The 14,117-nt window shown below is 39.0% G+C and carries 13 protein-coding genes and 1 riboswitch; of the genes, 3 read left to right on the top strand and 10 right to left on the bottom strand.

From position 1 onward, the window contains the following. Nucleotides 1–91: 91 nt before the first annotated feature. Nucleotides 92–1,276, bottom strand: coding sequence for an acetate kinase (locus tag ACZSMY_RS00645; RefSeq protein ID WP_042535370.1), 1,185 nt, complete (start codon nucleotides 1,274–1,276; stop codon nucleotides 92–94). Nucleotides 1,277–1,297: 21 nt separating this feature from the next. Continuing rightward, nucleotides 1,298–2,290, bottom strand: coding sequence for a class I SAM-dependent methyltransferase (locus ACZSMY_RS00640; protein WP_193063241.1), 993 nt, complete (start codon nucleotides 2,288–2,290; stop codon nucleotides 1,298–1,300). 182 nt (nucleotides 2,291–2,472) lie between these two features. Next, nucleotides 2,473–2,576, top strand: a riboswitch (purine riboswitch). Between the two features lie 155 nt (nucleotides 2,577–2,731). Here ACZSMY_RS00640 and ACZSMY_RS00635 point away from each other — a divergent pair. Then, the gene (locus ACZSMY_RS00635; protein ID WP_193063239.1) at nucleotides 2,732–4,048 is read left to right on the top strand and encodes an NCS2 family permease; all 1,317 of its coding nucleotides are present in this window, start codon (nucleotides 2,732–2,734) and stop codon (nucleotides 4,046–4,048) included. A gap of 21 nt (nucleotides 4,049–4,069) precedes the next feature. Further along, complete coding sequence (ade, locus tag ACZSMY_RS00630; protein WP_465147398.1) at nucleotides 4,070–5,845, top strand: adenine deaminase; 1,776 nt, start codon at nucleotides 4,070–4,072, stop codon at nucleotides 5,843–5,845. A 45-nt stretch (nucleotides 5,846–5,890) separates the two neighbouring features. Here ade and tpx read toward each other — a convergent pair whose 3' ends face one another. The 3 genes from tpx to ACZSMY_RS00615 all read right to left on the bottom strand — a co-directional run bounded on the left by tpx (nucleotide 5,891) and on the right by ACZSMY_RS00615 (nucleotide 7,556). Next, nucleotides 5,891–6,391: a thiol peroxidase gene (tpx, locus tag ACZSMY_RS00625; protein WP_042535376.1), complete on the bottom strand. Its 501-nt coding sequence runs from the start codon at nucleotides 6,389–6,391 to the stop codon at nucleotides 5,891–5,893. Between the two features lie 92 nt (nucleotides 6,392–6,483). Further along, nucleotides 6,484–6,999 carry a GerW family sporulation protein gene (gene ytfJ / locus ACZSMY_RS00620; protein ID WP_042535378.1) on the bottom strand — a complete coding sequence of 172 codons (516 nt, stop codon included), beginning with the start codon at nucleotides 6,997–6,999 and terminating at the stop codon, nucleotides 6,484–6,486. Continuing rightward, nucleotides 6,996–7,556, bottom strand: coding sequence for a DUF2953 domain-containing protein (locus ACZSMY_RS00615; protein ID WP_465147397.1), 561 nt, complete (start codon nucleotides 7,554–7,556; stop codon nucleotides 6,996–6,998). Before ACZSMY_RS00615 ends, ytfJ begins: the two co-directional genes overlap by 4 nt. Before the next feature lie 271 nt (nucleotides 7,557–7,827). Between ACZSMY_RS00615 and ACZSMY_RS00610 the strand changes: the two genes are divergently transcribed. Then, on the top strand, nucleotides 7,828–8,625 hold the full coding sequence (locus ACZSMY_RS00610; RefSeq protein ID WP_256704899.1) for an NAD kinase: 798 nt from the start codon (nucleotides 7,828–7,830) through the stop codon (nucleotides 8,623–8,625). 161 nt (nucleotides 8,626–8,786) lie between these two features. Here ACZSMY_RS00610 and ACZSMY_RS00605 read toward each other — a convergent pair whose 3' ends face one another. The 5 genes from ACZSMY_RS00605 to refZ all read right to left on the bottom strand — a co-directional run bounded on the left by ACZSMY_RS00605 (nucleotide 8,787) and on the right by refZ (nucleotide 14,085). Beyond that, the gene (locus ACZSMY_RS00605) at nucleotides 8,787–8,984 is read right to left on the bottom strand and encodes an alpha/beta-type small acid-soluble spore protein (protein WP_040979745.1); all 198 of its coding nucleotides are present in this window, start codon (nucleotides 8,982–8,984) and stop codon (nucleotides 8,787–8,789) included. Between the two features lie 101 nt (nucleotides 8,985–9,085). After that, on the bottom strand, nucleotides 9,086–10,288 hold the full coding sequence (gene thiI / locus ACZSMY_RS00600; protein WP_256704900.1) for a tRNA uracil 4-sulfurtransferase ThiI: 1,203 nt from the start codon (nucleotides 10,286–10,288) through the stop codon (nucleotides 9,086–9,088). Nucleotides 10,289–10,293: 5 nt separating this feature from the next. Then, nucleotides 10,294–11,436 carry a cysteine desulfurase family protein gene (locus ACZSMY_RS00595; RefSeq protein ID WP_042535386.1) on the bottom strand — a complete coding sequence of 381 codons (1,143 nt, stop codon included), beginning with the start codon at nucleotides 11,434–11,436 and terminating at the stop codon, nucleotides 10,294–10,296. A gap of 157 nt (nucleotides 11,437–11,593) precedes the next feature. Further along, nucleotides 11,594–13,288 (bottom strand): septation ring formation regulator EzrA, encoded by a 1,695-nt coding sequence (gene ezrA / locus ACZSMY_RS00590; protein ID WP_042535388.1) that lies wholly within the window; start codon nucleotides 13,286–13,288, stop codon nucleotides 11,594–11,596. A gap of 173 nt (nucleotides 13,289–13,461) precedes the next feature. After that, entirely contained in the window at nucleotides 13,462–14,085 is a 624-nt protein-coding gene (gene refZ / locus ACZSMY_RS00585) for a forespore capture DNA-binding protein RefZ (protein ID WP_042535390.1), read from the bottom strand. Nucleotides 14,086–14,117 lie beyond the last annotated feature (32 nt).

Genomic DNA, 14,117 nt, shown 5'->3' with positions numbered 1-14,117 from the left:
GAATCTTTTTATTTTCCTATTAAAAATGTATTGAAAAAGCCTTTTTACTCGATAAGCTTCATGAGTAAAAAGGCTTTTTGGGCTGTATATGTTATTGACTTAAACGAACGGTATCCCGGGCAATCATTACTTCTTCATTTGTCGGAATGACCATTACTTTTACTGGAGAATGCGGGTAGTTGATGAATTGTTCTTTCCCGCGAACATCATTTAGTTTTGGATCCCAATAAATGCCCATGAATTCTAAACCGGTAAGAATTTTTTCACGTATAGCAATGCTATTTTCCCCTACACCTGCAGTGAATATAATTGCATCCACGCCATTCATTTTAGCAGCATACGATCCAATATACTTATGAATACGCCCAGCAAACACATTTAATGCAAGCTCAGCTCGTTCATTCGTATCTGCTTCATCCTGAATATCACGTAAATCACTAGAGAACCCAGATAATGCCAGCATTCCACTTTCTTTATTTAATACATGCAATACCTCGTCAACTGTTTTCCCAGTACGCTGCATAATATAAGGAATCAAGGCAGGGTCAATATTTCCAGATCTTGTCCCCATGGTTACTCCGGCTAGCGGTGTAAAGCCCATTGAAGTATCCATTGATTTCCCATCTTTAATTGCTGTAACACTGGCGCCATTACCAATATGGCAAGAAATTAAACGAAGACTTTCCAACGGTCTTCCTAAAAGCTCCGCCGCACGCTCAGAAACATATTTATGAGAAGTTCCGTGGAATCCATATTTACGAATTCCATAGTCTTCATAATAGTTTCTTGGCAAGCTATATAAATAAGAAGATGCCGGCATAGACTGATGGAACGCTGTATCAAATACTGCCACCATTGGAACATCTGGAAGAATTTCTTTAAAAGCATTGATTCCAGTCAAGTTAGCAGGGTTATGCAAAGGAGCCAGTTCAGATACTTCCTCAATTTTTTGAATTGCTTCATCATCTAATAAAACCGAATCAGAGAAATATTCTCCTCCATGAACAACACGGTGTCCTACCGCATCAATCTCATCAAATGATTGAATAATTCCTTGAGAAATTAAAGCATCTAATAACATTTTTACTGCTACACTATGATCTGGAATATCTGTAACTGTTTTTTCTTCTTCTCCATTTGCTTCCATTTTAAAAACAGATTCTGGTAATCCGATTCTTTCTACCAGGCCGATTGCCGCTACTTCCTCTTCAGGCATTTTTATCAATTGAAATTTTAAAGATGAACTCCCCGCATTAATTGCTAATACATTACTCATTTTCATTCCACTCCTATATTTTCATTTAATCCTATTTGGATAGGATGTAAACCATTCATTGATTTGTTTGATAATATCTGCCATTGCTTGCGCATTCTTAAATGAAGGCAATTGTACAAGTAACGGCTGCTTCGGTTCTTTTGTACCATACCCTTTTTTCTGCAGGATTAATACACTTTTCGCCTGATTTTTTGACTTGAAAGATGTTTCCGGCAAGCGGATGACTCCGACAATATGTGCAGTTTCCTGGAAAAACGCATGCAGCTTGTCCGATTGATCACTGTCAAATAAAAATTCCGGGATAACACCGATAAAAAAGCCGCCCTCTTTTAAATATTTCAAACTCTGCTCTATAAATAAATGATGTGCGTAAGAATTTCCTTTATCAGCCTTTAATTGATATTCTTCCGCTGTCACATCATCTGGATAATACCCTACTGGAAGATCTGTGACAACCATATCTACAGGCTCTATCAGGAAAGGCCGTAAACTGTCTTGATGATAAAAGCTGATTTCTTTTTTCTGCAAATTGGCATTTAACACAGCCAGCTCTATCAACGCGGGATCGACTTCAGAAGCATATGCTTTAAAAGGATTTTCCAATTGATTCAAGACGATGGTAAGCAGATTAGCTGTCCCGCCAGCCGGGTCAAAAAGACTTATTTGCCCTTTTTTATCAATCAGCTTATTTGTCAGGTAGCTGATTAAAAAGCCGACTGTATCAGGCGTCATTAAATGCTGCTGTTGCGAAGCCCCTTTCATCCCTTTTAAAATAGACAGGCTTAACGCTTTTCGATACGTTTCTGCATCAAATTCTTCTTCATTAACTGTTTGAACCGGTTTTGCAACCTTGTGCTTTGTAACATCGTCTAACTCATCTTGAGCTCCATCATCTAAGATGATATTTAAAGCGATAATCAAACTTTCCAGATAGGTTTCATTTTTTGCATTTTGTATGATTTCAGTAACTTCATCTATAGATTTAAATAATTTCTCAACATTTGATTGCTCCATGGCATGTCCTCCTATCCAAGCTGACAACTTTCTATTTTAACAATACTTGAGACAGATGTAAAAGGAATTTCTCTTACATATTCTTATATGTTAGCAGTTTACCCAGAAAACACGAACAATAAATCTATTTTTCCTCAAAACGTTCATTTTTTATGTTGATATTTCAACCACTGTCTGCTATAGTAACTTAAGTGTATTTAACTCGTATATTCTCAGTAATATGGTCTGAGCGTTTCTACCTGGTTCCCGTCAAAGAACCGGACTACGTAGTTAAAGTCTATGTTAACTATAGCATTTATTTGGGTTTTGAATTGGTACAATTCTGTTACACATAACTTTAACTTACAAAGTTCGGAAATACAGGGATATCCTGTTTTTTCCGAACTTTGTTTATTTTACGAGACACATCCAACAATTCATTTAGAAGGAGATCGTCATCTTATGAAGTTTTCTAACAAACTTAATCAATTCTTTCATTTAACGGAAAACAAAACAGATACACGAACAGAATTGACAGCAGGATTAACTGTGTTTATGACCATGCTATACGTTCTTATCATTGTTCCTGGAATGCTGGAGGAAGCGGGGATGCCTGTAGGGCCTATTACTGTTTCCGTCATCCTGATGACAGGAATAGTCACTATACTAATGGGGTTATACAGTAACCGTCCGTTTGCCCTTGCTCCCGGCCTGGGCTCTGTTGCTTTTTTAGCAGTCACTTTGGTTCTCGCTGAAGGAATTCCTTGGCAAACCGCGATGGGTATGGTATTTATCTCAGGTATCCTATTCGTATTATTTACCATCTTCGGTTTAAGAAAATTGATAGTTCGCCTTATTCCGCCGGCAATCAAATTGTCTATTGGTGCAGGTGTCGGTTTATTTATTGCACTCATCGGTTTTCGAAATGCGGGGCTGGTGGTTGCTGATGAGGGTGCAAATTCTCTGCAATTAGGCGATGTCAGCTCCCCCAGTGCTATACTCGCTTTAATTGGATTTCTCATTATGAGTGTTCTTTTAGCACGAAATGTGCGCGGACATTTATTAATCGGAATTGCGCTTGTAACCATTATTGGTATTCCAATGGGAGTAACTCAGCTTCCTGAATCCATATTTTCATTACCTGAAAGTCCGGGACCAGTATTATTTCAATTAGATATCATGGATGCATTAAAAATGGCATATTTCCCATTTATGCTGGCCTTTTTCGTACCGGACTTCTTCTCCAGCCTCGGCACCATGCTGGGTGTTGCTGGAAAAGGGAACATGCTGGACAAGAATGGAAACCTGCCGAATATTGATAAGCCTTTCTTAGTGGATGCAGGCGGTACCACCTTGGGCTCCTTCTTCTCTGTCCCTGTCATGACAACCTATGTGGAATCTGCAGCTGGCGTCGAAGCAGGCGGCCGTACTGGATTAACTGCTGTTTCTACAGGAATTTTATTTTTAGCAACCTTATTCGTTACGCCGATTATTATGATTATTCCTACAGAAGCAACAGCTCCAGCCTTGATTTTAGTTGGGTTAACCATGCTTTCTTCTGTTAAAAACATTGATTTCACAGAAGTTACGGAATCATTGCCGGCATTTATTACCATCGTAATCACCATTTTCACTTTTAATTTCGGAAACGGAATTTCTGCCGGTATTATTATGTATGTTGTTGTAAAAAGCTTGTCTGGCCGGATAAAAGAAGTTCATCCGGGACTGTTTGTTCTTGTTATCCCATTGATTATTTATTTTATAACCTTAGCAGAATAAAGCAACACAAGGAGGAAAAAAATGATGAAATATAGTCGCAACCAAATCGTAGCTGCAGCACGCGGAGATATCAAAATGGATTTAGTTATCCGGAATGCACAGCTGGTTAACGTATTTACTGCAGAAGTATATCCTGCCGATATCGGCATAAAAGAAAATCGTTTTAGTGCAATTGCTGCGTATGAAAATGGCAAACCTTCCTTTCCTATCGAGGGTGAAAAAGAAATCGATGCAAAAGGAAAATATGCCATTCCAGGATTGATTGACTGTCATGTGCATATCGAAAGCACAATGGTTACACCAGACATGTTTGCCCGCGAAGTTTTACGTCATGGCACCACAACAGCAGTTATCGACCCGCATGAAATCGGAAATGTCCTTGGAAAAGAAGGTGTGGAATACATGGCAGCCGCCAGCAGAAATCTGCCCGTACAATTCTTACTTACCATTCCTTCTTGCGTACCAGCGATCCCAGGTGTGGAGACAGCTGGGGCAGCATTTGGTCCGGAAGATATTAATGAACTATTAGACTTGCCGGAAGCAGTCGGTGTTGCTGAAGTCATGGATTATGTCGGTGTCATTAACCAAGATGATCGAATGGCAGGCATTGTGGAAGCTGGTCTGCAAAAAAATAAGCTGAACGAAGGCCATCTGCCAAGAGTATCAGGAAAAGATTTGCACGCCTACCTTGCTGCTGGAGTAAATACAGATCATGAAAGCCGTAAATCAGATGAAATTATTGAGAAATTAAGGGCTGGCATGCTGATCTATATCCGGGAATCCAGTGTCAGCCAATTTGCTGACATTGCTGCAGAAGCATGGAAGGTTCTTCCTTACGCTTCCAATATTGCCATGTGTACAGATGATGTGGAACCTAGTGATATGCTGAAAAACGGACAAATGAGCCGGGTCGTCCGCCGCTGTATTGAAGAAGGAATTCCCGCACCATTAGCAATTCGCTATGCAAGTTTAAATGGTGCGGTCCGTTTCGGATTGAGAGATCAGGGAGCGATTGCCTCCGGCTATATCGCCAGCTTCTCCCTTGTCAACTCCCTTGATGAGATGGATATCAACGATGTATTTGTCGAAGGAAAACAATTGGTGGAGGAGAAGCATTTAACAGAAACCCTATCCAGTGAAGTACCGCCACTAACAAAAAATACAGTTTCCATCCCTGTATTAACAGAAGAAGATTTTCAAATTACTTCACCCGTACAGAACGGAAAAGTAAGAATCAATACGATGGAGATGCTTCCAATCGGTACTACACAGAAAAGAACGGTGGAACTGGAAGCTGTAAATGGGGTTATTTCATCTCTCCCAGAGGATTGCCTATATGTTTCAGTAACTGGAAGACATGGGCAAGGTAGAAAACCATTTGTAGGTATATTGAAAAATGCTGGATTAAAAGAAGGAGCTTATGCTACTACGATTGCGCATGACAGCCATAACCTTGTCGTTGTTGGAAAAAATACAAAGGATATGCTTCTAGCTGCCAAGCAATTAGAAGCTTCTGGCGGCGGACTTTGCCTTGTATCTAATCAAGAAGTCAAAGCACAAGTTAACTTGCCGATTGCCGGATTAATGGCAGCGGAACCTGTGGAAGAGCTTGCACCAAAAATTGATTCCTTTAATCAAACAGCAGATTCCATGGGAGTAAAGGTTGGCAGACGCTCTCCTTCGATGGCATTATCTTCTTTAACCTTAACTGTCATCCCTGAAGTACGAATTACTGATTTAGGATTATTGGATGTAGCAACACAAAAGATGATTCCATTATTTGAATCCGTAGAATAACCAATAAAAAAAGCATGGTCCCAAGCGGAAACCATGCTTTTTTTATTATTTTGATTTTAAATGTTCCAATACCGCATCATAATCCGGATGGTCTGATACTTCTGAAACGTATTCCACATAAGTAATTTTGTTATTTTCGTCCACAACGAAAATGGAACGGGCTAATAAACGAAGCTCTTCAATAAGCACACCATACTTCTCGCCGAAATCTGCGGAGCGATGATCAGATAATGTTTCTACGTTTTCAATCCCATTTGCACCGCACCAGCGTTTTTGAGCAAATGGCAAATCCATGCTGATTGTAAGTACCGATACATTATCCAGGCTGGCTGCTTCCTCATTAAAACGACGAGTCTGCTCGGAACATACACCAGTATCTAAAGAAGGCACAACACTGATTAGTTTCACCTTTCCTTCGTAATCAGCTAATGTTTTCTCAGATAAATCATTTGCAAGTACCGTAAAGTCAGGAGCATTGTTCCCTGCTTTTTGTTCTTCTCCTAATAATGTAACGGGTTCTTGTTTAAATGTAGTTTGTTTTGGCATGATATTTCTCCTCCCCATCTTTACTATTATCATTCAATTCCTATTATGGGGCTTGTTATACAAACTGTCCAATTATAGCTATTGTAGACAATCTATATTTCAAAACGGGTAAGAATCGATTCTAATTCTCCCTTTTCCTTTTCAGGCTCCTTCTCTGAAGTTTTTACCCGTTCTTTTTCATCTTTTTTATGATGATGCTGCTCTACTTTCTTTTCGCCACTCTTTTCTTTTTTCAGCATATTTGATCGCTGCAGCAGCTCTGGCAGTAAATCAATTAATTTTTCATACAGATGTGTATGCTGATCCATATGAACCAAATCCATCTTTCCTTCTTTTAATACGAGAAAAGCAACCGGTGTAATCGATACTCCTCCCCCGCTTCCGCCGCCAAATGGAATTTCGTGCTCTTCCACATCATCTGCCTTTAATTCTGACGGCATAAATTCGCTTCCGCCCGCCGCAAAACCAAAACCAACCTTGGAAACAGGAATAATCACAGTCCCATCGGGTGCTTTTAAAGGCTCTCCTACAATTGTATTTACCTCAACCATCTTTTGTATATTTTTCATTGCGCTAGACATCAAACCTTCTATTGGATGTTCTGTCATTTTCTTACCTCCTTTATTTTCAATACACGCATGATTCCTAGAATAGTTTTTCCTAAGCGGAAGGAAATCATACACGAAAAAGCAGTCTCAAGACGGGCACTTTGAAAATCCGGCTGAACATTAATTTGCGGTTTCCCGCAAAGCTGAAGGTGCTGTGAAAGGTAACCGACCAGCCACCCTTTTACAGCCCAAATTGTCCCGCTGGTGATAGAAGTAGTAAAGGCATTCCCTGTTCCTCCTTTGGTCTGCCATTTAAATTCAAGCACCTGCAATTCCTTTAATAAAGCTTGTAATCGTATTTCTTTTAAAACATGAAGCTTTTTCTCCCGCAACAGCTTATAAAAATGGATAAATCCTTTTTCCATCTCTGCCTGGTTTGATATACGTAAATTCTTCTGCCTGATCACACACCATTTATAAAGATAGACAGAAATCTGTGCATCACGCATTTCCGGAAATTGATATTTAATTTTAATAATCCATTTACTTTGCAGGAAAAAAGCGATGAAAAAAACTATTCCTGCGATAAGAATTAAAATAATGTATAAACTATCCATAATCAGCGCTCCTGAATGTGTATTTTCAATTGGTTCCCTTTCCTATACCATTCACTATCTGTTCATATCCTAAAGAGAAATACCAGTTAGAAAATGTTATGATAAAGATAGAAAATGCTTATTTCTAAAGGAGGATGGTGCTCTTGCACTTCCTTTTGAAATAAAAAGCAGCTCATCCGTTCCTGTCTGACAACATGACGGCTCTATATCATGGATAGAGCAGACTGACAGAAGCGTACAGTGCCACTATATTTTGTTTGGAGGTTATTATATGCAGAATCGAAATAACATTTTCTTTTATTACCACCCTCGACAGGAAGGCGAAAAAACAAATCACCTGAAATCGCTGGCGGAACAAAATGGTTTGAATGTCGTGAACAAATCTAAAGATGCGTCTATTATTGTCAGTATTGGCGGAGATGGCACCTTTTTGCAGGCAGTTCGCCGCACCGGTTTCCGCCAGGATTGCATCTATACAGGTATCGCGGATGGGGATCAAATTGGATTATACTGTGATTTTAGTATAACCAGATTTGAAGAAATGATTGATGCGGTCACAAATAATAAAATAGAAGTCCGCCGTTTTCCAACAATTAAAGTGAGTGTGAATGGAGAAAAAGCTTTTTATTGCTTAAATGAAGTATCCCTGCGCTCCAGTATTATTAAAACGATTGTTATCGATGTTAAAATAGACGATGAACATTTTGAAACATTCCGGGGTGACGGCATGGTAGTATCTACTCCTACAGGTAGTACAGGCTACTCCAAATCAGCTCACGGGGCAGTTATCGACCCGTTACTGTCAAGCTTTCAAGTTTCTGAAGTCGCCTCTTTAAATAATAATAATTATCGTACATTAGGATCCTCTTTTATATTAAATCAGAATAGAAGACTGCAGCTGGAAGTCATTCAAGACGGCAATGATTATCCAATTATCAGTCTCGATAATGAAGCATGGCCTGTACAGCGCATTCGTCATGTAGACATCGAAATGGACAACACCGTTATAAAAACCGTCAGAATGTCAAACAACACTTTCTGGAATCGTATACAACGTACTTTTTTATAAAACGTAACTTCACTCAGCTGCAGTTCCAGGGGAAATTCTCCTTAATAAAATAATTCAAAACCTGCCGCGCACTGCACTAATAAGCTGCGGCAGGTTTTTTATCAGATCCAAATATAAAGGCTGCCCCCGCATCAGCGGAGGCAGCCAGCCAATCATGTTATTTATTTAGTTCCACCAAATTGTTGCTCAGCCATTGTTACTAATCTTTTCGTAATTTCTCCACCAACAGATCCGTTAGCACGAGAAGTTGAGTCAGGACCAAGTTGAACACCAAATTCCTGAGCAATTTCGTATTTCATTTGATCAAGTGCTTGTTGCACTCCTGGAACAACTAATTGATTTGAGTTATTGTTTGCCATGTTGTTCACCTCCTTGGTAACTATAGATTGCACCAAGCAGGGGAGAAACATGCATTTGTTTTTATGGTAATTTTTTCTTGTGCATGTCCTTTTTATATTACTTAGAAAAGGTCTGTAAAATCCTCATTAAACAAGGTCTTCTCGGTTACTTTTATGGTTTCTATTCCCTCTATCGCTTCTTCAATGGACGGAGTAAAATCGTATTTCGATTCATAGAAATTCACTTTATCCCGCTTCGGCTTTGTTTTTGGAGATTTCGGCACAAAGATTGTACAGCAATCTTCATACGGTAATATCGATGTTTCATATGTGCCGATATCCTGCGCAATTCGAATAACCTCATCTTTATCCATCGCAATCAATGGGCGGATAATAGGGTAATTGGTCACTTCATTAATGGTGTGCATGCTGTCCATAGTTTGACTTGCCACCTGCCCAAGATTCTCTCCTGTAGTCAAGGATAAGATTCCTTCGCGCTTGCAAAGCTCCTCACTGACACGAAACATCACACGGCGCATAATAGTCATCGCATAATCATTCGGCATCTCTCTAAAAATTTCCTGCTGTAATTTGGTAAATGGAACAATATGCACATTGATTGATTTCCCATATGTCGTCAACTGCTTCGCTAAATCCAGCACCTTCTGCTTCGCGCGTTCACTGGTGAATGGCGGAGAATGAAAATGAATTGCTTCTAAATGTACGCCTCTTTTCATTGCTAACAATCCGGCCACCGGGCTGTCAATTCCTCCTGAAAGCAGCAGCAGCGATTTTCCTGAAGTTCCGACTGGCAATCCGCCCCGGCACTTGATGGTTCCGCTCGTAATATAGGTTGCTTCCTTACGTATCTCTACTTTAATTTCCAAATCAGGGTCATGTACATCTACGGTAATATCCTCCGTATTCGTTAATAAATGACTGCCCAGGATATGATTCATTTCTCCCGAATGCTTTGGGAAATCTTTTTTTGTTCGGCGAACGCTCATTTTAAATGTTTTCGCATTCGGCTCCCGCTTTAATGCATAGAGAGCCGCTTCTTTCATCTCTTCCACATCGTTCTCTACACGAATTGCCAGACTTAAGCTATGAATGCCAAAAACGTTTTGTAGTTTTTCAATGATTGGCTCCGGCGGATTGCCATTTAGCAGGACAAACATTCTCCCTTGTGTCCGCATTACTTTCACACCATCAAACTCTTTTACCTTCTGGTGTATATTATCATGAAGCTTTAATATAAACTGCTTGGCATTTTTTCCTTTTAATGCTAACTCTCCATAACGAATTAATATATGATCATATTGCATATTATCTACCTCAATACCTCTTTAAATTGTTGAATTGCTTTTTTTAATTCCTCTACAAAAATTGCCGCTTCTGCTTCCGTATTCTCATAAGAAAAGCTTACCCGTAAGCCGGAAGAAGCAACTTCATTTGGTTTTCCGCAGGCAACGAGCACATGGCTTTCTGTTAAATCCCTGGAGGAACAAGCAGATTTTGTTGAAATATATATTTCTTTCTGGCTTAAACTGTGGATAATAACCTCCGGCTTGATTCCAGGAACGGAAAAATGAACAATATGATTCGCACCATCTTCCGGACTGTTAATTTCTACATCCTCCATCTGATGAAGTTCATTTATAAGCTTATCATGCAGCCTTTTTAAAACATTATCCTTTTGACTGCTTTCCTTTTCTTTGATTAACCGCAATGCTTTTACAAAGGAAACAGCGCCTGCTACATTCTCTGTTCCTGAACGAATACCCGATTCTTGACTTCCGCCATGCAAAAGCGGATATAATTTCGCTGTATGATTGACATACAGAAGTCCGGTTCCTTTTAGACCATGAATTTTATGACCGGAAAAGGTACATATATCAATGCCAGAACCCGTAAGTTTCAAAGGAACCTTCCCTAAACCTTGTACGGCATCCACATGAAATAATACTTTCGGATATTTTTTCAAAACAGTCCCAATTTCTTCAACCGGTTGAATCGAACCAATTTCATTATTCACCTGCATCATAGTAACAAGGATGGTATCTTTTCTAATGGCTTTTTCTACATCTGCTGCAGAAACAGTTCCATTTTCTGTCACAGGTAAATAGGTAATTTCAAAGCCCAGTTTTTCCAGACTCCCGCAAGTATCATGAATCGATGGATGCTCTGCTCCAGTGGTAATAATATGTTTGCCGCGTGATTGATGCTCCAGGGCAACTCCTTTGATGGCAGTATTATTTCCTTCTGTCCCTCCAGAGGTAAAGATGATCGTTTCTCTCGGCACATCAATTAAATCCGCTGCCTGCTGTCTGGCTGCCTCCAGCAGCTTTTCAACTTGTCCCCCTAAAGGATGTATGGATGAGGGGTTGGCAAAGTAGTTAGCGGACACTTTTGTAAAACTATCTACGACTTCTGAATGCGGCTTCGTCGTCGCACTATTATCAAAATATATCATATTTGCACCTTCTTACATTAAATCTTTTTGCATAAACAAAAATGTAAGGCTGACCTAAGCAATAAGTATTTCATTCTTAGCGACAGCCTTCATCTTATATTTCTTATGTTATCGTAGCGGAAAAATCTAAGGAACTTACCATTTGTTAAAAGTTATTTTAATTGTTTCTTTCCTCTTGATACGTTTCTATTTTCTTTAAAGCACCGGGTTCTACCTCTTCTACTGCATTGGCGGCATGCTCTAAAGAAAGCTCATATTCAAAATTACGGAATAGCCTTTCAGCTTCCTTCAGCTTATGATCCAGCTCTGAATTTTGGCTTCTGTAGCGGTTTGCATATTGAATCACCTGCTCCGTCAAGTAAGCCTGATCCAACATCATATCCACCTGTTCATAAGCTTGATCAATCGAGCTTTTTGCTTCCGTCAATGCGTGCTGTACGCTGCTCATATCCAGAGGGTAGGTTTCTAATGCTTCCATTACTTTATTGTTTTTTTGCAATGCTGTTTCAAAACGCGTCCAAATATAACTTGGCACTCCTGGTATATTACTCTTTTTCAGCTTTCGATTCAACTCTGCAAGCTGGCCGTGCATTTCTTCCAGCTTGTCTCTTGCTTCCAGTTCATCTTTCCGTAAATTTGCGATAGACTTTTTAAACGATTCATGTTCCTCTTCCAGCTCTTCAATCTTCTTAAAGCCTTCTTCAATTCCTTTTTTCAATTCAGAATGAGATTGTTTGTCATCATCTATACTCTGCTCTATTGTTTCTACATGATTTTTCAAAGCCTTGATCGCTTTACCCATGGTTTGGAAACGTTCCATATCATCGTCTTCTACGTGGTAAGCTTTTTGGATTTCTTCAATTTCCAGTGTTGCTGCTTCATACGTAGCACTTATTTGTTTTACTGAATCTTCATACTCCGGAGCTTTCTTCTCTATATAATTTTTAGCAATTGCTTCCCCTTCCAGCGCTTCGTACATTTCTGAAATACGGGTCTCCATTTGCTGAAGCTGCTCTTCAACTTCTGTTATATCTGCTGTTTCCAGCTGAGATTCCAGATTTCTCAATTGTTCCTGATATGTAATAATTTCTTTTTCAAAACCTAAGTGTTTAATCCGGTATCCATTTTCCTTCATCTCTTTCATACCGGCGGAAAGATTTGTTAATTGTGACGGCATATCCTGCTTTACTTGTTTGAGCAAATCAGGGAATAATTCTAATTTATTCTCTACCGTTTGAGTACTTTCCTTTAGCTCTTGAATGCTTTCATCTGCTTTTAAATAATCACCATCATTCACAAATTCATCGTACTGCTCCAGCATCAGTTCCAATGCATCAATTTCTTTATCAAATTCCTTTTCAGCCTTGCCATACTGGTATCTGGATTGGGAAAGCATGCTTCTTAATCCTTTGATTCTAGGCTTTAATTCCTCCGCGCTTTCACGTCCATTTGCCTCTGCACGAAGTAATTCCTCTAACTCTGCAATAATTTCTTTTATTTCTTCTTCTGTTTTCCCCAGATGACTTTCCGCCTCTTTTAAAATCTTGTTTGCTTTCGGCACAAGAAAACGGTCAGCTGCTTCCTCTGCATTCACAAGATATTTTTCTACGTCAGGCAAGGATTTTGTTACGATTTTTTCCCATTCTTCTTTCCAGGCTTCAAATTTCTCTAAGGTCTCTCCAGAAAGATTCAATGCTTTAATCTGCCCAATCTGTTTTGCTACATCTCTATCCGTGATATCTAATTTCCATTTTTCTATATGGTCCACATGATCGTAAACTCGTTTTCTTACAATTAAAGCAACGGTTAAACATACAATAATCGCTAAAATAATCCCTACTACGACAGCCATACTTTGCCTCCCAACCAATAAACCTCTATATAAATATATCAACAATTATAAAAATCACAATAATATATCCTTTATAATATCATGTATTCCGCCCTTTTGGCTAAAGAAAATACATTTTTCTTATCGATTCAACAACTTTTTATTGTAATACGGAGAAAAAGACATATTTTTTATTATTGAATCTCCCCTCCTATCCTCACGTCCGTATTAAACTGTATCCATTTTTGTATACTTTTTGTATACTTTTTAACAAATTGTTCATGAGCAAATTCCCCTACAATTTGGTCCTTCCAATCTGAATGCAAAATATAAGGGGTAATCAGCATCCCCTTCAGCTGCATAAATAAATAGTGCTTCTCTTCCTGTCCGACGCTTTTACCAATTGTTTCCTGAAACAGCGCTTTTAAATAATAGTTTTCTTTCGCCAGATAGGTGACGGTCATTTCTCTGACAAACACGGAATCAAGAGATAATTCGCGCTGAATAAAACATGTTAATTGATGATGCATTTGCTTATAATGTATAATTGTAAAAATTAATTCATTTAATCGATAGATTGCAGCATCAGCTTCTGTTTTTTCCAGTGATTCTTCTATTTTTTCTAAATATGCTTCATAATAGTTTGTTACAGCATATTCTAAAAGGCCCTGCTTCCCTTTAAAATAATAGCTGATCAAGGAAACATTCACAGAGGCCCGCTCTGCAATATCGCGCACAGAAGTGCCATGGAATCCTTTTTGAAAGAATAGGGAGGAAGCAGCATCAACTACTTTTTGCTTCGTTATATTATTTTTCATTCTTTTCAACTCCTTACTCTATTCATACGACA

The organism is Oceanobacillus sp. B139/18, from assembly GCF_055524595.1.
This window is presented reverse-complemented; position numbering and strand designations above follow the sequence as displayed.

What these genes read in the sequence shown, in the direction of transcription:
- ACZSMY_RS00645 (WP_042535370.1), bottom strand. Translation starts at nt 1,276, where the DNA reads ATGAGTAATGTATTAGCAATTAATGCGGGGAGTTCATCTTTAAAATTT.
- ACZSMY_RS00640 (WP_193063241.1), bottom strand. Translation starts at nt 2,290, where the DNA reads ATGGAGCAATCAAATGTTGAGAAATTATTTAAATCTATAGATGAAGTT.
- ACZSMY_RS00635 (WP_193063239.1), top strand. Translation starts at nt 2,732, where the DNA reads ATGAAGTTTTCTAACAAACTTAATCAATTCTTTCATTTAACGGAAAAC.
- ade (WP_465147398.1), top strand. Translation starts at nt 4,070, where the DNA reads ATGATGAAATATAGTCGCAACCAAATCGTAGCTGCAGCACGCGGAGAT.
- tpx (WP_042535376.1), bottom strand. Translation starts at nt 6,391, where the DNA reads ATGCCAAAACAAACTACATTTAAACAAGAACCCGTTACATTATTAGGA.
- ytfJ (WP_042535378.1), bottom strand. Translation starts at nt 6,999, where the DNA reads ATGACAGAACATCCAATAGAAGGTTTGATGTCTAGCGCAATGAAAAAT.
- ACZSMY_RS00615 (WP_465147397.1), bottom strand. Translation starts at nt 7,556, where the DNA reads ATGGATAGTTTATACATTATTTTAATTCTTATCGCAGGAATAGTTTTT.
- ACZSMY_RS00610 (WP_256704899.1), top strand. Translation starts at nt 7,828, where the DNA reads ATGCAGAATCGAAATAACATTTTCTTTTATTACCACCCTCGACAGGAA.
- ACZSMY_RS00605 (WP_040979745.1), bottom strand. Translation starts at nt 8,984, where the DNA reads ATGGCAAACAATAACTCAAATCAATTAGTTGTTCCAGGAGTGCAACAA.
- thiI (WP_256704900.1), bottom strand. Translation starts at nt 10,288, where the DNA reads ATGCAATATGATCATATATTAATTCGTTATGGAGAGTTAGCATTAAAA.
- ACZSMY_RS00595 (WP_042535386.1), bottom strand. Translation starts at nt 11,436, where the DNA reads ATGATATATTTTGATAATAGTGCGACGACGAAGCCGCATTCAGAAGTC.
- ezrA (WP_042535388.1), bottom strand. Translation starts at nt 13,288, where the DNA reads ATGGCTGTCGTAGTAGGGATTATTTTAGCGATTATTGTATGTTTAACC.
- refZ (WP_042535390.1), bottom strand. Translation starts at nt 14,085, where the DNA reads ATGAAAAATAATATAACGAAGCAAAAAGTAGTTGATGCTGCTTCCTCC.